2 protein-coding genes are annotated in these 20,555 nt (G+C 73.1%); both read right to left on the reverse strand.

What is annotated here, in order from left to right; all coding sequences use genetic code 11:
• Positions 1 to 4: 4 nt before the first annotated feature.
• On the reverse strand, positions 5 to 19,747 hold the full coding sequence (locus tag AB0G47_RS11720) for an SDR family NAD(P)-dependent oxidoreductase (protein ID WP_360767292.1): 19,743 nt from the start codon (positions 19,745 to 19,747) through the stop codon (positions 5 to 7).
• Between the two features lie 235 nt (positions 19,748 to 19,982).
• Positions 19,983 to 20,516, reverse strand: a complete 534-nt coding sequence (locus tag AB0G47_RS11725; RefSeq protein ID WP_360767295.1) for a response regulator transcription factor — start codon at positions 20,514 to 20,516, stop codon at positions 19,983 to 19,985.
• Between the last annotated feature and the right edge of the window lie 39 nt (positions 20,517 to 20,555).

The following is a 20,555-nucleotide window of genomic DNA, read 5'->3' on the forward strand; positions in this document are numbered from 1 at the left end:
ACTCTCAACTCGGGTCGGTGGGCGATGCGTTGCCGGAGATCGCGTCGCCGTCGGTAGCGTCGCCGGTGCTTGCGTCGCCAGAGATTGCGTCGCCGGAGATGGAGATGCCGAGGCTGTTGGTGACGAAGTCGAGGACTTCCGCCGCGGACGCGGATTCGAGGGCGGCCGGTGCCGGATCCCCGGCCGCACGTGCCATGGACTCTCCGTTCGTCCATGGCTCCGACATGCCGCGGAAGGTCTCGGCCAGCGCGGCTCGTTGCGCGCGGGTGAGCTCCAGTGCGGCCAGGTGGCTCCTGATCCTGGTGAGGTCGGCCATGACCCGCTCGTAGTCAGGCTCCTCGGTGTCCCGCGGGTCGGCGGGCGCCGGGGCGATGCGGCCGAGCAGGTGGTCGACGAGGGCGCTCGGGCTCGGGTGGTCGAAGACCGCCGTCGCGCTCAGCTTCACGCCCGTACGGTTGTTGATCCTGTTGCGGAGTTCGACGGCGGTCAGCGAGTCGAAGCCGAGGTCGCGGAAGGCCCCTTCGGCAAAGACGCCGCGCGGGTCGCTGTGCCCGAGCACCAGGGCGACGTCGGTCAGGACCAGGTCGAGCAGGAGGGCGCGCCGCTGCTCGGCCGGAAGACCGCGCAGCCTGCTCTCCAGGGACTCGTCCCGCGCCGCCGTGACGCCCGCCGCGGCCCGCCGGTTCGGGGCGGGCGCCAGGTCCCGCAGGAGCGGCGGTACGGCCTCGGCGGCGCGGAGTGCGGCGGTGTCGACGCGTACCGGCACGACGTTGGGCAGGGCGCCGGCGAGCGCCCGGTCGAAGGCGGCGAGGCCCTCGTCGGTCGCGGTGGGCAGCAGTCCGGTGCGGGCGATCCGGCCGAGGTCGGCGGTGCCGAGTCCGGCCGTCATCGTGCTGGACTGCGTCCACATGCCCCAGGCGATGGAGACCGCGGGCCGTCCCGCCGCGTGCCGGCGGGCGGCGAACGCGTCCAGGTAGGCGTTGGCCGCCGCGTAGTTCGCCTGACCTGCCGAGCCGAGGACACCGGCCACCGACGAGAACACCACGAAGGCCGCGAGGTCCGCGTCGGCGGTCAGTTCGTGCAGGGCGTCGACCGCGTCCGCCTTCGGGCGCAGCACGGTGGCGAGCCGCTCCGGCGTCAGGGCTTCGAGGACCCCGTCGTCGAGGACTCCGGCCGTGTGCACCACGGCGGTCGGCGGATGCTCCGCGGGGATGCGGGCCAGGGCGCGGGCGAGCTGCTCACGGTCCGCGACGTCGCAGGCCACCGAGTCCACCCGTACGCCGCTGTCCACCAGGTCGCTCGGTGCATCGCCGCCGCTGCGGCTGAGCAGCAGTACGTTGCGTACGCCGTGCTCGGAGACGAGCCGCCGCAGGACGAGCCGGCCCAGGGTGCCGCTCGCGCCGGTGACGACGACGGTGCCTTCCGGGTCGAGCGGACGGGGAAGGGTCAGGACCGAGCCGCCGGTCTGCCCGCCCTCGCCGAGCCGGCGGTAGGCGTCGGCCGCCGCACGGATGTCGTACGCCGTGACCGGCACCGGACGCAGCGCGCCGGTGGCGAAGAGGCCGCCGAGTTCGGCGATGACGGCTTGCTGCCGGGTGGTGTCGACGGCGGTGGGCGGGGCCGGGTCGGAGGCGGTGGTCGGGGTCGGCGTCGGGTCGGCACCGGTGGTCGTCGTCGAGTCGGCGCCAGTGGCCGAGGCCGGGACGCCACCGATGGCCGGGGGCGAGTCAGCGCCAGCAGCCGAAGCCGAAACACCACCGACAGCCGAGGCCGAAACGGCGCCAGCAGCCGAAGCCGAAACGGCGCCACCGGCCGAAGCCGAGTCGGCGCCAGTGCCGGCGCCGACGGCCGAGCCCGTGCCTGCGCTTGCGCCTGCGCCGGCAGCCGAGCCCGTGCCCACAGCCACGAACCGGCCCCCCTCGGCGAGCAGCGCCGCCGAGGCGTCGGCGTCCCTGCTGCTCCCCTGCTGGGCCAGGATCACGTCCAGGCCCGTGGGCACCTTCCGGACGATGTCGCCGGCCTCCGGTTCGGCGATGTGCGCCGCGTCGAGGCCGCTGTCGCGCAGGGTGTCCCACGCCGTCCGGGGCGCGGTGGCGAACACCTCGGCGCCCAGGTGGCGGGCGACTTGGACCGCGGCGAGACCAATGGCGTCACCCCCGGAGTGGATCAACACCCGTTGCCCGGAGCGCAGTTCCGCCTCGTCCACCAAGGCGTGCCAGGCGGTGAGGAAGGCCCGCGGGAGCGCCGCGGCCTCGGCGAAGTTCACGCCCCGCGGGACGCGGGCCACGGAACGGTGGTCGGTGACCGCCGCCCGGCCCAGGGCGCCGCCCTGCGGGAACACGCCCCACACGCGGTCGCCCACGGCCACGCCGGTGACGGCCGCACCGGTCTCCGTCACGACACCCGCGCCCCCGGTGCCCGGCGTACCGGTCCCGGCGGCCAGGTCGTCGCGGGCGATCCCGGCGGCGCGCATCGCCACCCGGATCTCGTGCGGGCCGAGCGGGGCGGCGGGCGCCGGTTCAGCGGTGACGGCGAGCCCGTCGGGGCCGCCGTCACCGGCCGTCGCCAGCCGCCACTGCGGGGCGTCCGGCAGTGTCAGGGTCCGCGCCGTGGAGCGGACGAGCCTCGGTGCGAACACCTGCCCGTCGCGTACGGCGACCTGAGGTTCGCCGGAGGCGACGGCCGCGGCGACGGCCGCTTCCGACCGGGTGTCCACGTCGACGATCAGCAGCCGGCCGGGGTGTTCGGCCTGGGCCGAGCGCAGCAGGCCCCACACGGCCGCGGTGGCCGGATCGGGCTGCTCCATGACGGCGCCCCGGGTGACCACGGCGAGCCGAGCGCCCCCGTCCGCCGACTCGGCGAGGAAGCGCTGCACGCGCTGGAGCACCTCGGCCGTCCTTGCGTGTACGTCGCCGGGCTCCACGTCGACGACGGTGACCGCCGCCGGGGCGGCCCCGTCCGTGTCCACCGGCAGGGCGCGCCACCGCAGTTGGAGCCCGCCGTCCAGGTCCGGTGCCGCTGCCGCGGACATGGGCCGCAGCAGCAGCCCGTCCACGGTGATGACGGGGCGCCCTGTCGCGTCGACGGCGGCCAGGGACACCGCGCCGTCTCCGGCGGCGGTGAGCCGGACCCGTACCGCGGTCGCTCCGGACGCCTCCATCGTCACGCCCGTCCAGGAGAACGGAAGCAGCGGCGCCGCGCCCTCGGCGCCGGACAGCGACGGCACTCCGAGCGTGACGGCGTGCAGCGCGGCGTCGAGCAGCGCGGGGTGGATGCCGAACGTGCCCGGCTGTGTGGGCAGTTCGACCTCCGCGTAGAGGGCGTCCGCCGTGCGCCGGGCGGTGCGCAGGCCCTGGAACACCGGGCCGTACCCGTAGCCGCGCTCGGCCAGGTCCTCGTACAGACCGTCGACCGGGACCGGCTCGGCGTCGGCCGGCGGCCAGTCCCACGCGTCGGCCGGGTGCGCGGCCCGCGCGGACAGCGTGCCCGTCGCGTGCCGGACCAGCGGCTCGGTGCCGGAGGTCGGCGTGGTGGGCGACGAGTGGACGGTGAGGGACCTGCGGCCCTCGTCGTCAGGGGCGCCGACGACGACCTGGAGGTACACGGCGGCGTCGGCCGGGAGCACCAGGGGTGTCTCCAGGGTCAGTTCCTCGACGAGGGGGCAGCCCACCTCGTCACCGGCGTACAGCGCCAGGTCGAGGAAGGCCGTGCCGGGCAGCAGGACCGTGCCGGCCACCGCGTGGTCGGCGAGCCATGGGTGGGCCCCTGGCAGCACCCGGCCGGTGAGCACCGCCTGGCCGTCGGCGAGGAACACGGCGGCGCCGAGCAGCGGGTGCCGGGTGGCGTTCAGGCCGGCGGCGCGGATGCCGGCCGTCGACTCGGCCGCGTCCTGCCAGTAGCGCTGCCCCGCGAAGGAGTAGCCCGGCAGTTCGGTGCGGCGTCCGCCGGGCAGCAGCCGGTCCCACGCCACCGGCGCCCCGGCCACGAACGGCTGGGCGAGCGCCCGGGTGAGCGCGAGGGGCTCCGGCTGACCGGACTTGAGGGTGGCGACGGCGACGTACCCGTCATCACTGAGGGCCGGGTCGAGGGTGGCGTGCACCATCGGGGTGACCACGGCCTCGGGCCCGACCTCCAGGTAGGCGGTGACCCCCTGGTCGGCGAGGTGCCGGACGCCGTCGGCGAAGCGTACGGCCCCGCGGACGTGCTCCACCCAGTACTGCGGGGTGCACAGCCGCTCGGGGTCGACCGGGCCGCCGGTGACGTTCGAGACCACGGGGATCTTCGGTGCCTGGAAGGACAGGCCTTCCAGTACGTCGGCGAAATCGTCGAGCATCGCGTCCATGCGGTGCGAGTGGAACGCGTGCGACACGGAGAGGCGGCGCACCCGGTGCCCGGCGGCACGGAAGTGCCCGGCGACGGCCTCCGCCGCGGACTCGTCGCCCGAAACCACCACGGCCTCGGGGCCGTTGACGGCGGCGATGCCGACCTGACCTTCCAGTCCGGCCTGCTCGATGTACGCGTGGGCCGTCCGTTCGTCGACGGCGAGGGCGACCATCGCCCCGCCTTCCGGCAGGGCCTGCATCAGCCTGCCGCGCGCCGCGACGAGGGCGCACGCGTCGGCCAGCGAGAGCACGTCCGCCGCGTACGCCGCGGTGATCTCGCCCAGGGAGTGGCCCATGACGTAGTCGGGTGTGACCCCCCATTCCCTCAGCAGCGCGAGGAGCGCGACCTCGAGCGCGAACAGGCCGGTCTGCGTGTACATGCTCTGCTGGAGGAGCGGGGCGAGCGGGGATTCGGCGGGGGCGAACACGACGTCGCGCAGCCGGTGTTCGGCGTGCCCTTCGAGGTGCTCGTCCACGGCGGCGCACACGGCGTCGAAGGCCTCGGCGAACACCGGGTAGAGCCCGTGCAGTTCGCGGCCCATTCCGGCTCGCTGCGAGCCCTGTCCGGAGAAGACGAGCGCGAGCCCGCCCGGTCCGGCGACGCGGGCCGATCCGACGACGGCGCCCGGCGTCTCGTCGCCCCGGGCGACGGCGGCGAGAGCGCCGGTCAGTTCGTCGCGCCCGGTGCCGAGGACCACGGCCCGGTGCTCCATCAGCGCGCGGCCCGCTGCGAGGGTGTATCCGACGTCCCGGGGGTCGAGGCCGGGGTCGTCGGTGATCCGCGCGAGCAGCCGTGCGGCCTGCCGCCGCACTCCGGCGGGGGTCTTCGCCGACAGCGCCCAGGGGATCACCGGCACGTCCGGCGCCTGCTCACGCTCCTGTTCCTGCGTCTCGGTGTCCTCGGGCGCGGCTTCGAGGATGACGTGCGCGTTGGTCCCGCTGATGCCGAACGACGAGACCGCCGAGCGGCGCGGCCGGTCGAGCTCCGGCCACTCCTGATGCGACGTCAGCACGCTGACGGCGCCGGACTCCCAGTCGACGTGGCGCGAGGGCGTGGCCGCGTGCAGGGTGCGCGGCATGACGCCGTACCGCATCGCGTACACCATTTTGATGATGCCCGCGACGCCCGCCGCGGCCTGCGTGTGACCGATGTTGGACTTGACCGAGCCGAGCCACAACGGCCGGTCCTCGTCCCGCCCTTGACCGTATGTGGCGAGGAGCGCCTGCGCCTCGATGGGGTCGCCGAGGGACGTGCCGGTGCCGTGTCCTTCCACGACGTCCACGTCGGCCGATGTCAGCCGCGCACTGCTCAGCGCATCCCGGATGACGCGCTGCTGCGAGGGACCGTTGGGGGCGGTCAGGCCATTGCTGCCGCCGTCCTGGTTGACCGCCGAGCCGCGTACGACCGCCAGGACGGGGTGTCCGTTGCGTCGCGCGTCGGAGAGCCGCTCGACCACGAGCAGGCCGACGCCCTCCGACCAGCCGGCACCGTCGGCGTCGTCGGAGAACGCCTTGCAGCGGCCGTCGGGAGACATCGCCCGCTGCCGGGAGAACTCCACGAACGTCGTCGGCGTCGACATCACCGTCACACCACCGGCAAGGGCGAGGCTGCACTCCCCGTTGCGCAGGGCCTGCGCCGCCAGGTGCAGCGCGACAAGGGACGACGAGCAGGCGGTGTCCACCGTCATCGCCGGGCCCTCGAGGCCGAGGAGGTAGGAGATACGGCCCGACGCCACGCTCGACGAGTTGCCGAGCATGCGGAAGCCGTCCATGCCCTCGATCGGCTCGTACAGCGGCGGTCCGTACTCCATCGGCATCAGACCGGCGAAGACACCGGTCCTGCTGCCCCGCAGCGAGGTCGGGTCGATGCCCGTCCGCTCCAGGGCCTCCCACGCGGTCTCCACGAGCAGTCGCTGCTGCGGGTCCATCGCCGTCGCCTCGCGCGGGCTGATCCCGAAGAACTCGGCGTCGAAGTCGCCCGCTCCGGTGAGGAAGCCGCCGCGACGGGAGTACGTCGTACCGGGGTGATCCGGGTCGGGGTCGTAGAGGCCCGCCAGGTCCCAGCCGCGGTCGGCGGGGAACTCGCCGGTCGCGTCGACACCGTCGAGGGCCGCCTGCCACAACTCCTGCGGCGAGTCGATCCCGTCGGGCAGCCGGCAGGCCATGCCGACGATGACGATCGGGTCGTCGTCCGTGGCCGCGCCGACCGTCACGGGGCTCGTCGGCCCCGTCGCGGTGCCCTGCACCTGCTCGCCGAGGAAGCCCACCAGGGTGCTCAGCGTCGGATAGTCGAAGACCAGCGTGGACGGCAGCCGCAGACCTGTCGCGCTCTGCAGCCGCTGGCGCAGCTCAAGCCCGGTCAGCGAGTCGAAGCCCAGGTCGCGGAAGGCACGGTCGGCGTCGACGGAGGACGCCGAGCCATGACCGAGGACCAACGACACCTGTGCGCCCACGAGTTCGAGCAGTGCTGCGGTGCGGTCGGCGTCGTCCAGGGCGGCCATGTCCGCGGCCCACGACGACGCCTGCCCGTCACCGACGGCCGCCGCACGGCGGGCCGGTGCTCGGACCAGGGACTTGAAGACGGCGGGCAGGCTGTCCTGCGCCGCCTGGTTGCGCAGGGCGGGCAGGTCGAGGCGGGCCGGGAACAGCGTCGCCCGGTCGGCGGCGAGAGCCGCGTCGAAGAGCGCGAGGCCCTGAGTCGGCGACATCGGCGCGAGACCGCCACGGGTGAGCCGGGCCAGGTCGGCGTCGTCCAGGTGCGCGGTCATCGCGCTGTCACTGGTCCACAGACCCCACGCCATGGAGGTGGCCTGCAGCCCGGCGGCCCGGCGCTGGTGGGCGAGCGCGTCGAGGAAGGCGTTGGCCGCCGCGTAGTTGCCCTGCCCGGCCGTGCCCATCACCCCGGCCGCGGACGAGAACAGCACGAAGGCGGCCAGGTCCAGATCCAGCTCCCGGGTCAACTCGTCCAGGAGCAGGGCGCCGTCGACCTTGGGCCGCATCACCGTGTCGAGGCGTTCCGGGGTCAGGGCGGTGACGATGCCGTCGTCGAGTACGCCCGCCGCGTGGATCACGGCGGTCAGCGGATGCTCGGCGGGAATGCCGGTGAGTGCCTCCGTGAGGCCCTCGCGGTCGGCCACATCGCATGCTGCGAAGGCGACCGTCGCGCCCGCATCGGTCAGCTCGGCGACCAGCTCCTCCGAGCCCTCGGCGCCGCGACGGCTGACCAGCAGCAGATGCCGTACGCCGTGCTCGGCGACGAGATGCCGGGCCACCAGCTTGCCGAGCGCGCCGCCCGCACCGGTGATCAGGACCGTGCCGTCCGGCTTGAAGTCCGGCGCTGCCGCCGCTTCCGGGGCGACGGTGACCAGCCTCGGTACGCACAACCGGCCATCGGCCATGGCTATTTGAGGCTCTCCGGAAGCAAGAGCCAGCGCCACGGCGTCCTGCGGGTCCCCGTCTTCGGCCGTGTCGACGACCACCATGCGTCCGGGGTGTTCGGCCTGCGCGGAACGCAGCAGACCCCATACGGCCGCGGTGGCCGGGTCGGGCTCCGTCATGACCGAGCCCCGGGTGACGAAGGCCAGCCGCGCGTCGCTGTCGGCCGCTTCGGCCAGGAACCGCTGGACCGAGTCAAGGACCGCGGCCACGCTCGTACGGACGTCACCGCCGGGTTCGACATGCTCGATGACAACCTCCGACGGCACGCCTCCCGGGGCGTCCGGCACCGGCACATCGGTCCACCGCACCTCGAACAGCGGGTCGGCGGCCACCGCCGAGCCCAGCTGCTCCTGCGACATCGGCTGCAGCCGCAGCTCGTCCACGGTCACCACCGGCTGCCCGGCACCGTCGAACACCGCCACGCGTACGGCCCCGTCACCACACGGCGACAGACGGACCCGCACGGCGGACGCACCCACCGAGTGCAGCCGCACCCCGCTCCAGGAGAACGGCACCTTCATGTCACCCGACGGCAGCGGATGCAGCGCGGCATCGAGGAGTGCCGGGTGGACGCCGAACGCGTCGGGTTCTACCGGCAGTTGGACCTCGGCGTACATCTCGTCGCCGTCCCGCCACAGCGCCCGCAGGCCACGGAAGGCGGGACCGTACCCATACCCCAGGCCGGCAAGCAGCTCGTACGCATCGGACGCGTCCACGCGCTGACCACCGGCCGGCGGCCACGCACCGTCGAGACGCTCCTCCGCCGCCACGGGACCCGCGGCCAGCACACCCACGGCGTGCCGGACCCACTCCAGGCCCGTGCCCGTGCCCATGCCCATACCCGTGTCCGCGTCCTGGACCCGGGAGTGCACGGCGACGGACCGCCGCCCCGCATCGTCCGGGACCCCAACCGACACCTGCACCGCCACCAGCGCGTCCGGCGCAAGGACCAGCGGCCGCTCAAGCGTCAGCTCCTCAAGAACCTGGCAGCCGGCCTCGTCGCCCGCGCGAAGTGCCATCTCCACGAAGGCGGTTCCGGGGAGCAGCACCGTGCCGAAGACGGCGTGATCCTCCAGCCAGGGGTGCGTGGCCCGGGATATCCGTCCGGTGAGGACGATGCTGTCGTCGCCGCCCGCGAGGCGCACGGCGGCGCCGAGCAGCGGATGCCCGGCCGGATGCAGGCCGAGCCCGGCCGCGTCCACCACGGACCGCCCGGCGGGCAGCCAGTGGCGCCGCCGCTGGAAGGCGTACGTCGGCAACTCCACGAGCCGCCCGCCCGCCAGCCACGGCGACCAGTCCACGTCCACACCGGCGACGAACACCTCGGCCAGACTGCGCAGCAGTCGCGCCCGCTCGTCCTCACCACGCCGAAGGGTGCCCACCGCCGTCACACCGGCCGTGCCCGCGCCCTCGGCGGCCTGGGTGACGGCGCCTGACAGGACGGGGTGGGGGCTGGATTCGACGAAGACGCGGTGTCCGGCCTCCAGGAGTGACGTCAGCGCCGCGTCGAACCGGACGGTCTGACGGAGGTTGGTGAACCAGTACTCCGCATCCATCGTCACGGTGTCGATCACTTCACCCGACACCGTTGAAAACAGCGGGACTTGACCCGTGCGCGGCTCGATCCCATCGAGTACGTCGAGCAGTTCGGCCTTCAGGTCGTCGACCTGCGGGGAGTGAGAGGCGTAGTCGACGGCGATACGACGCGCCTGGATGCCGTCGGCCTCACAGCCCGCCATCAGTGCGTCCAGCTCGTCGGGCGCGCCGGAGACCACGACCTGCTCGGGGCCGTTGACGACCGCGATCTGCAGGCCGTCCGACAGACGGCCCACCACCCGCTCCTCGGGAGCCAGGACGGAGACCATCCCGCCACGCCCCGACAGCCTCAGGATCGCCCGGCTCCGCAACGCCACGACACGCGCCGCATCGTCCAGCGACAGACCACCCGCGACACACGCGGCCGCGATCTCACCCTGCGAATGCCCCACCACGGCAGCCGGGCGCACCCCCAGCGACCGCCACAGCTCAGCCAGCGACACCATCACCGCGAACAACACCGGCTGCACCACATCAACCCGCCGGAAGGCCTCCTCATCCCCCTCCCGCACGACATCCAGCAGCGACCAGCCATCCACGTACGGATCCAAGGCAGCAGCACACTCCGCCATCCGCCCCGCGAACACCGGCGAAAACTCCAGGAGTTCACGCGCCATGCCCACCCACTGCGAACCCTGACCAGGGAACACAAACACGGCACCCCCGGAGGACGTGGCACGCCCCGCGACGACTCCCGTCGTCGCACGACCGGCAGCCAACTCCCCGAGTTCCGCCGTCAGTTCGGTGTCGTCGGCGCCAAGCACAACCGCCCGGTGCTCAAGCACCGCGCGCCCCGCCGTCAGCGTGAACCCGACATCCCGCGGATCGAGTTCGGCACCCTCACCAACGCGGGCAAGGAGCCGAGCCGCCTGCTCCGCGAGCGCCGCCTCGCTCCGGCCCGAAAGGACCCACGGGACCGCCGGTGCGTCCACCACGGCGGGCGCCTCCGGCAGGGCGGGAACGGCCTCGTCGTCCGATGCCAGTTCCTCGACCGGGGCGGCCTCCAGGATCACGTGCGCGTTCGTCCCGCCGATGCCGAAGGACGACACACCGGACCGGCGCGGGCGGTCACTCTCCGGCCACGGCTGGTTCTCCGTGAGGAGCTTGACCTGGCCCGCGGTCCAGTCGACGTGGTGGGAGGGGGTGGCCGCGTGCAGGGTGCGCGGCATGGTGCCGTACCGCATCGCCTGGACCATCTTGATGATGCCCGCGACGCCCGCCGCGGCCTGCGTGTGACCGATGTTGGACTTGACCGAGCCGAGCCACAACGGGCGTTCTTCGTCCCGCCCTTGACCGTACGTCGCAAGCAGCGCCTGCGCCTCGATCGGGTCGCCCAGCGACGTACCCGTGCCGTGCGCCTCGACCACATCGACGTCCGCCGACGTCAGCCGCGCACTGGCCAGCGCATCCCGGATGACGCGCTGCTGAGACGGACCGTTCGGCGCGGTCAGGCCATTGCTGCCGCCGTCCTGGTTCACCGCCGAGCCGCGTACGACGGCCAGGACGGGGTGTCCGTTGCGTCGCGCGTCCGAGAGCCGCTCGACCACGAGCAGGCCGACGCCCTCCGACCAGCCCGCGCCGTCGGCGTCGTCCGAGAACGCCTTGCAGCGACCGTCCACCGACATCGCACGCTGGCGGGAAAACTCGACGAAGGTCGTCGGCGTCGACATCACCGTCACGCCACCGGCCAGCGCAAGCGAGCACTCGCCGTTGCGCAGGGCCTGCGCCGCCAGGTGCAGCGCGACCAGTGACGACGAGCACGCCGTGTCTACCGTCAACGCGGGTCCTTCCAGGCCCAGTTGATACGAGATGCGCCCCGACGCGACACCACCGCTGTTGCCGGTGATCAGCAGGCCCTCGACGTCCTCGGTCGCCTCAGCGAGCCAGGACCCGTAGTCGTGGTACATCAGGCCGGCGAAGACGCCGGTCCTGCTGCCCCGCAGCGAGGTCGGGTCGATGCCGGTCCGCTCCAGGGCCTCCCACGCCGTCTCCAGGAGGAGCCGCTGCTGCGGGTCCATCGCGGCGGCCTCGCGCGGGCTGATCCCGAAGAACTCCGCGTCGAAGTCACCGGCACCGGTCAGGAATCCGCCCCGGCGGGAGTAGCTCGTGCCGAGGTGGCCCGGGTCGGGGTCGTAGAGGCCCGCCAGGTCCCAGCCGCGGTCGGCGGGGAACTCGGTGATCGCGTCGACGCCGTCGAGCGTCGCCTGCCAGAGCGCCTGCGGCGAGTCGATCCCGTCGGGCAGCCGGCAGGCCATGCCGACGATGACGACCGGGTCGTCGTCCGTGGCGGCCACGACCGCCGCAGGCACGGCGGAACCGGTGGCGGTGCCCTGGATCTGCTCCTCCAGGAAGCCGACCAGCGCGGTCAGCGTCGGGTAGTCGAAGACCAGCGTGGACGGCAGCCGCAGACCTGTCGCGCTCTGCAGCCGCTGGCGCAGCTCAAGCCCGGTCAGCGAGTCGAAGCCCAGGTCGCGGAAGGCACGGTCGGCCTCCACCGAGGACGCCGAACCATGGCCGAGGACCAACGACACCTGTGCGCCCACGAGTTCGAGCAGCGCCGCGGCACGGTCGGCGTCGTCCAGAGCCGCCATCCGGCCGGCCCAGGACGAGGCCTCCTCCGCGCTGGGCGCCACCGCACGGCGCACGGGAGCCCGGACCAGGGACTTGAAGACCGCGGGCAGGCTGTCCCGCGCCGCCCGGTTGCGCAGGGCGGGCAGGTCGAGGCGGGCCGGGACGACGGTCGCCCGGTCGGCGGCGAGAGCCGCGTCGAAGAGGGCAAGGCCCTGGGAGGTCGACATCGAACCCAGGCCGCTGCGCGACAGCCGGGCCAGGTCGGCGTCGTCCAGGTGCGCGGTCATCGCGCTGTCACTGGTCCACAGACCCCACGCCATCGACGTGGCCGGCAGGCCTTCGGCCCGGCGCTGGTGGGCGAGCGCGTCCAGGAAGGCGTTGGCCGCCGCGTAGTTGCCCTGCCCGGCCGTGCCCATCACGCCGGCCGCCGATGAGAACAGCACGAAGGCGGCAAGATCGGCGTCTCGCGTCAGCTCGTCGAGCAGCCGCGCGCCGTCGACCTTGGGCCGCATCACCCTGTCGATCTGCTCGGGCGTCAGGGCGGTGATGATTCCGTCGTCGAGTACGCCGGCCGCATGGATGACGGCGGTCAGCGGATGCTCGGCGGGAATGCCGGTAAGTACCGCCGACAGGCCCTCACGGTCCGCAACATCGCACGCGGCGAAGGCCACCGTCGCGCCCGCCCCGGCCAGCTCGGCGGCCAGCTCCTCCGAGCCCTCGGCGCCACGACGGCTGACCAGCAGCAGATGCCGCACCCCGTACTCGGCGACCAGATGCCGGGCCACCAGCTGACCCAGCGCCCCACTCGCGCCGGTGATCAGGACGGTGCCATCCGGCTTGAAGTCCGGCGCTGTCGCCGCCTCCGCGTCGACAGTGGCCAGCCTCGGAACGCTCAACCGGCCTCCGTGGAAAGCGACTTGAGGCTCCCTGGAAGCGAGAGCCAGCGCCACGGCGGCATCGGCGTCCCCGCCGACGGGCACATCCACGACCACCATGCGTCCGGGGTGCTCGGCCTGCGCCGAACGCAGCAGACCCCACACCGCCGCGGTGGCCGGATCCGGCTCCGCCGTGACCGAGCCCCGGGTGACGAAGGCCAGCCGCGCGTCACCGTCGGCCGCTTCGGCCAGGAACCGCTGGACCGCCCCAAGAACCTCGGCCACGCTCGCACGGACGTCCCCGCCGGGCTCGACGTACTCGACGACGACGTCCGACGGCACACCCCCCGAGGCGTCAGGCACCGGCACATCCGTCCACCGCACCTCGTACAACGGATCTCCGGCCACCGCCGAGCCCAGCTGCTCCCGCGACATCCGCTGCAACCGCAGCTCGTCCACGGTCACCACCGGCAGCCCGGCCCCGTCGAACGCCGCGAGCCGCACGGAACCGTCGGCCCGCCGCGACAACCGCACCCGCAGCGCCGCGGCGCCCACCGAGTGCAGCCGCACCCCGCTCCAGGAGAACGGCACCCACAGCTCGCCGTCGAGGAGCGGATGCAGCGCGGCATCGAGCAGCGCCGGGTGGACACCGAACTCATCGGCCTCGGCCGGCAGCCGCACCTCGGCGAACAGCTCTTCGCCCGCGCTCCACACGGCGTGCAGGCCCTGGAACACGGGCCCGTATCCGTATCCCACCCCGGCAAGCAGCTCGTACGCGTCGTCGACGTCGACCCGCTGAGCACCGGCGGGCGGCCAAGCACCCTCAAGGCGCTCCTCCTCCGCCACCACAGGATCGGCCACCAGCACACCCACGGCATGCCGGACCCACTCGGCCCCCGCGTCCTCGTCGGCGCCCTGGACGCGCGAGTGCACGGCGATAGACCTGTGCCCCGCGTCATCCGGGACGCCCACCGACACCTGCACCGCTACGACCGCGTCCGGCGCAAGGACCAGCGGCCGCTCAAGCGTCAGCTCCTCAAGCGCCCCGCAGCCGACCTCGCCACCGGCGTGCAACGCCAGCTCGACAAAGGCGGTGCCCGGCAGGATGACCGTGCCGAAGACCGCGTGGTCCGCAAGCCACGCATGGGTGTGCAACGACAGCTGACCGGTCAGGACGAGCCCGTCCTGCGAGGCGAGGCGCACGGCGGCGCCGAGCAGCGGATGCCCGGTCGCATTCAGCCCGAGCCCGGCCGCGTCGACCACGGACCGGCCCGCGGCCAGCCAGTGACGCCGCCGCTGGAAGGCGTACGTCGGCAACTCCACGAGCCGCCCGCCCGCCAGCCACGGCGACCAGTCCACGTCCACCCCGGCGACGAACACCTCGGCCAGGTTCTGCAACAGCCGCGCCTCTTCGCCCTCTTCACGACGGAGAGTGCCGACCGCGGTCACACCGTCGACGCCGCTTCCCTCCGCGGCCTGCGTGACCGCACCCGCCAGAACGGGGTGGGGGCTGGCCTCGACGAAGACGCGGTGCCCGGCCGCAAGCAGCGAATCCAACGCCGCGTCGAACCGGACGGTCTGACGGAGGTTGGTGAACCAGTACTCCGCATCCATCGTCACGGTGTCGATCACTTCACCCGACACCGTTGAAAACAGCGGGACTTGACCCGTGCGCGGCTCGATCCCATCGAGTACGTCGAGCAGTTCGGCCTTCAGGTCCTCGACCTGCGGGGAGTGAGAGGCGTAGTCGACGGCGATACGACGCGCCTGGATGCCGTCGGCCTCACAGCCCGCCATCAGTGCGTCCAGCTCATCCGGAGCACCGGACACCACGACCTGCTCGGGACCGTTCACCACCGCGATCTGCAGACCGTCCGACAGACGGCCCACCACCCGCTCCTCGGGAGCCAGGACGGAGACCATGCCGCCACGACCCGACAGCCGCAGGATCGCCCGGCTCCGCAAGGCCACGACACGCGCCGCATCCTCCAGGGACAGACCGCCCGCGACACACGCGGCCGCGATCTCACCCTGAGAGTGCCCCACCACGGCAGCCGGGCGCACGCCCAGCGACCGCCACAGCTCAGCCAGCGACACCATCACCGCGAACAACACCGGCTGCACCACATCAACCCGCCGGAAGGCCTCCTCGTCACCTTCCCGCACGACATCCAGCAGCGACCAGCCATCCACGTACGGATCCAAGGCAGCAGCACACTCCGCCATCCGCCCCGCGAACACCGGCGAAAACTCCAGGAGTTCACGCGCCATGCCCACCCACTGCGAACCCTGACCCGGGAACACAAACACCACACCACTGGAGGACGTGGCACGCCCCGCAACCACCCTCGAAGCCGGCCGCCCAGCGGCCAACTCCCCAAGTCCAGCAGCGAGTTCATCCAACCCGCCACCAAGGACAACCGCCCGATGCTCAAGCACCGCGCGCCCCTCCGCCAGCGTGAACCCGACATCCCGCGGATCAAGTCCGGCACCCTCATCGACCCGGGCAAGGAGCCGAGCCGCCTGCTCCGCGAGCGCCGCCTCGCTCCGGCCCGAAAGGACCCACGGCAGCGCGCCGCCATCCCGCACCGCCGGCTCAGCCACCTGCGGCGCTTCCTCCGCCACCGGCGCCGCTTCGAGAATCACGTGCGCGTTGGTGCCGCTGATGCCGAAGGACGACACCGCGGAACGCCGTGGCCGTTCCGGCTCGGGCGTCCACTCCTGCTGTGCCGTCAGCACGCTCACGGCGCCGGACTCCCAGTCCACGTGGCGCGAGGGCGTGGTGGCGTGCAGCGAGCGCGGCATGACGCCGTGGCGCATCGCCTGCACCATCTTGATGACGCCCGCGACACCGGCGGCCGCCTGGGTGTGACCGATGTTGGACTTGATCGAACCCAGCCACAACGGCTGTTCCGCATCTCGCCCTTGGCCATACGTCGCCAGCAGCGCCTGCGCCTCGATCGGGTCACCCAGCGACGTGCCCGTGCCGTGCGCCTCGACCACATCGACATCCGCCGGCGTCAGGCGTGCGCTGGCCAGCGCATCCCGGATGACGCGCTGCTGAGACGGACCGTTCGGCGCGGTCAGGCCATTGCTGCCGCCGTCCTGGTTCACCGCCGAGCCGCGTACGACCGCAAGGACCTGGTGGCCCTGGCGCTCCGCGTCCGAGAGGCGCTCGACGACGACCAGGCCCACGCCCTCCGCCCAGCCGGTGCCGTCCGCGTCGTCGGAGAAGGGCTTGCAGCGGCCGTCGGGGGCCAGGCCGCGCTGGCGGGAGAACTCGACGAACATGCCCGGCGTGGACAGGACCGTCACGCCGCCCGCCAGGGCCAGGGCGGACTCCCCGCTGCGGACCGACTGCACCGCCTGGTGCAGTGCGACGAGGGACGACGAGCACGCCGTGTCCACCGTCAGCGCCGGGCCCTCGAGGCCGAGGAGGTACGAGATGCGGCCCGATGCCACGCTGGTGGTGTTGCCGGTGAGGCGGAAGCCCTCGGTGCCGTCGGCAGGGGCGTTCAGGCGCGGGCCGTACTCCATGTTCGTGGCGCCGACGAAGACGCCGGTCCTGCTGCCGCGCAGCGAGCTCGGGTCGATGCCCGCGCGTTCGACGGCTTCCCACGCGGTCTCCACGAGCAGCCGCTGCTGCGGGTCCATCGCGGCCGCCTCGCGGGGGCTGATCCCGAAGAACTCCGCGTCGAAGTCGCCCGCCCCCGCGAGGAATCCGCCGCGGCGCGCGTACGTCGTGCCGGGGTTGGCGGGGTCCGGGTCGTAGAGGCTCGCGAGGTCCCAGCCGCGGTCGGTGGGGAAGTCCGATGTCGCGTCGACGCCTTCGGCGACGGCCCGCCACAGCTCCTGCGGCGAGTCGATCCCGCCGGGCAGCCGGCAGGCCATGCCGACGATGACGACCGGGTCGTCGTCCGTGGCGTCACGCACAGAGGTGATCGCCGGGACGTCATCCGGTGTGTCCAGTACGCCGACGATCTCGTCGTGCAGATGCGCGGCGAGGGCGTTGGGCGTGGGGTAGTCGAAGAGGACGCTCGCGGGCATGCGCAGGCCGGTCGCCGAGACGAGGCGGTTGCGCAGTTGAACAGAGAGGACCGAGTCGAAGCCCAGGTCACGGAAGGTCGTGTCGGGGTCGGCCGGGGCGGAGCCGGTGGTCTCGGTCAGGTGGTCGGCAAGCCAGCGGGCCAGGAATCCGTCCGGCTCGGTCCGGATGCGCTCGCGCAGGGCGAGCGTCGCCGAGCTGAGGTGCTGCTCGGCTGCCGGGGCCGCCGGGCGTTCGTCGAGCCAGTAGCGCTCGCGCTGGAAGGCGTAGGTGGGCAGGTCGACGGTGCGGGCGGCGCCGGACGCCAGTTCCCAGTCGACGCGCACGCCCGCGGTCCAGGCCTCGGCGAGGCCGGTGAGCAGTGCCTGGGCCTCGGGGCGTTCGCGGTGCTGGAGTGCCACCGCGATGTCCGTCCCGGTGGTGTCGACGAGTGGGGTCAGCACGCTGCCGGGGCCGAGTTCGACGAACCGGGTCACGCCCTGCTCCCGGCAGGCGGAGATCGCGTCGTGGAAGCGGACCGTGGTGCTGAGGTGCCCGATCCAGTACTCCTCCGTGAGGGCGTCCCCCGTACGCCCGGTGACGGTGGAGACGATCGGGACGGCGGGTTCGGCGACGGCGAGGCCGCGGATCCTGCGGGCGAACTCGCCCTGGGCGGGTGCCATCAGCGGCGAGTGGGCGGCATTCTGCACGCGCAGCCGGTTCGTTCGCCGGCCGCGGGCGCGGAACGCGTCGGCGATCCGCGTGACGGCGTCCTCGGCGCCCGAAAGCACGGCGGCCTGCGGCCCGTTGACGACACCCACCGAGACGTCGTCGACGCCGTCGAGCGCTTCGAGCAGCTCCTCTTCGGTGGCCTCGACGGCGATCATGGCGCCGCCGGGCGGCAGTCCCTCCATCAGCTCGCCGCGCGCGGCGACGAGGGCCGCCGCGTGGGCCAGCGGGAGGGCCCCGGAGACATGGGCGGCGACGACCTCGCCGAAGGAGTGGCCGACGAGCAGGTCCGGGGTGACGCCCCAGGAGGTGACCAGGCGGTACAGGGCGACCTGGAAGGCGAACAGGGCGGGCTGCATGTAACGCATGCCGTCCAGGGCCTGTGCGGCGGCCTCGTCGTCGATGCCGCCGAGCAGCAGCTCGCGCAGGTCGAGGCCGGGCACGAAGTGGTCGAGCACCTCGTCGAGGGCCTGAGCGAACACCGGGTACGTCTCGTACAGTTCCCGGCCCATGCCCAGGCGGTGGGAGCCTCCGCCGGAGAACAGGAAGGCCGTCTTGCCGGCCGTGGCGACGCCCTGCACCGCCTCTTCGTGGAGGCGGGCAAGGCCCGCCGTGAGCTCGTCGCGGCCGGTGCCGATGACGACGGCGCGGTGGTCGAACGTGGACCGGCCGCCGGCGAGCGACCGTGCGATGTCGGCGGCGTGCGCGTCCGGGCGCTCCTCGACGTGGGTGAGCAGCCGGGCGGCCTGCGCGTCCAGGGCGCGGCCGGTGCGGGCGGACAGCACCCAGGGCAGCGGCCTGTCTGCGGCGGGGCGCTCCACCGGGGCGTCGGGCCGTCCGGTGTAAGGCCCTTCGGCGAGGACGACATGGCAGTTGGTGCCGCCGACGCCGAACGAGCTGACGCCCGCGACGAGCGGGGCGTCGGGGGCGGGCCAGGCCTCGAGCTCGGTCTGCACGCGCAGGTTCAGCTCGGCCAGGGGTATCGCCGGGTTGGGCGTGGTGAAGTGCAGGTTCGGCGGCAGTTGGCGGTGGCGCAGGGACAGCGCCGCCTTGAGCAGGCCCACGATGCCCGCGGCGGCCTCGAGGTGGCCGACGTTCGTCTTGACCGAGCCCACCCGCAGCGAGTCGCGGTCCTCGGCGCCGCGGGCGATGACGGCGGACACGGCGGCGGCCTCGACGGGGTCGCCGACCGGCGTGCCGGTGCCGTGCAGTTCGACGTACTGGACCGCGTCGGGGCTGATCCTGGCGTCGGCGTAGGCGCGGCGCAGGACGTCCCGCTGGCCCGCGACATCGGGGTCGGTGAGCCGCTCGCCGCCGCCGTCGTTGTTGACGGCGCTGCCCTGGATGACGCAGTAGATGGGGTCGCCGTCGGCGACCGCCTTGGCGAGCGGCTTGAGCAGGACCGCTCCGCCGCCCTCACCGCGTACGAACCCGTCGGCGCTCTCGTCGAAGGTGGCGCAGCGCCCCTTGACGGACAGCGCGCCGAGACCGGCCGTCGTCACCATGCTGTCCGGCGAGAGGATCAGGTTCACGCCACCGGCGAAGGCGAGATCGGACTCGCCGCGGCGGATGCTCTCGCAGGCGAGGTGGACGGCGACGAGCGAGGAGGCCTGCGCCGCGTCGACGGCCAGGCTGGGGCCCCGCAGGCCAAGGGACCAGGAGACCCGGTTGGCGATGACGGCGCGGTGCTGCCCGGTGAAGTCGTGCAACTCGCCGCCGCCCGCCCGGCCTTCGTGGGAACGGGAGACGAGCGTGGCGTAGTCGTCGGAGGAGACGCCCACGAACACGCCGGTGCGTGAGCCGCGCAGCCGGTCGTCGCGCACACCGGCGTCCTCCATCGCCTCCCAGACCAGCTCCAGGGCGAGCCGCTGCTGCGGGTCCATGGCGGCGGCCTCGTCGGGCCCGACACCGAAGAAGGCAGCATCAAAGCCGCGTACGTCGTCCAGGAAGCCACCACGCCAGTTCTGGCGTCCCGGGCCACGCTCCGCCGGCCAGGGCGTGACGGCGTCGGTGCCCTCCGACAGCAGGCGCCAGAGCTCGGCCGGGTTCGCTGCCGAGGGGACCCGGCAGGAGGCCCCGATCACTGCGATGGCGGTGTCTTCGGCCCCGCCGATCTGCTGGTCACCTGACATGGATGGCTTCATAGCCGGAGTATGGGTTTTTGGCCCTGACCTGGGCTTCCGCCAGAGGATGGGGCTCGGGACCGGGCTTCGGTGCAGGGCCGCCGACGAGAACCAGAACTTTCGACCAGGGCTGTTTTCAGCCGCCCTTGCCGGAACGCGGGCATGGCGCGGGCATGGCGAAGGGGGCGTACCCACGGTCACACCGTGGGTACGCCCCCGCTCGCCGAGTGCCCGCGCCCGGCGCTCACATGGCCGCCGCCGACGCGATCAGCTGCGCCCTGGACGCCATGTGCGCCTTCGCAAGGACATTGGAGACATGGAACTTGATGGTCTTCTCGCTCAGGCCGAGCCGCCGGGCGATCTCTTTGTTGGCCATGCCGCGCCGCACCAGTTGGAGCACCTCGGACTCGCGCGAGGTCAGCGGCGCGTGCGTGGGTACGACCGTCAGAGGTCGCGGCAGCGTGGCGCGCACAAACCTGAGCAGCGCCCCGCTGAGGCCGGGCGAGACATAGCCCGTGCCTTCGCCGGCCCGGCGGACCGCCTCCACCAACTCCTCCTCGGGGTCGTCGCTGTGGACGAGCGCGCCGACGTTGGCCTGGGTCAGCCTGACCCAGTCGGCGACGGCGTCCACGTCCGACACGATCACCACCATGGCGGCGTCGACCTGCTTCAGCTCATGCACATGGTCGGCCTGCGACTGTGCTTCGAGCACCACGACATCCGGTTCATAGACATGCACCGCCGAGAGGAGTTCGCCGATACCTCCGGCCTCGCCCACCACGACCAGTGCGGGGTCCTCCGCGAGTGCCCCTCGAAT

Source organism: Streptomyces sp. NPDC021622 (genome assembly GCF_040640795.1).
Classification (GTDB): Bacteria; Actinomycetota; Actinomycetes; order Streptomycetales; family Streptomycetaceae; genus Streptomyces.

What these genes read in the sequence shown, in the direction of transcription:
- AB0G47_RS11720 (WP_360767292.1), bottom strand. Translation starts at nt 19,747, where the DNA reads ATGTCAGGTGACCAGCAGATCGGCGGGGCCGAAGACACCGCCATCGCA.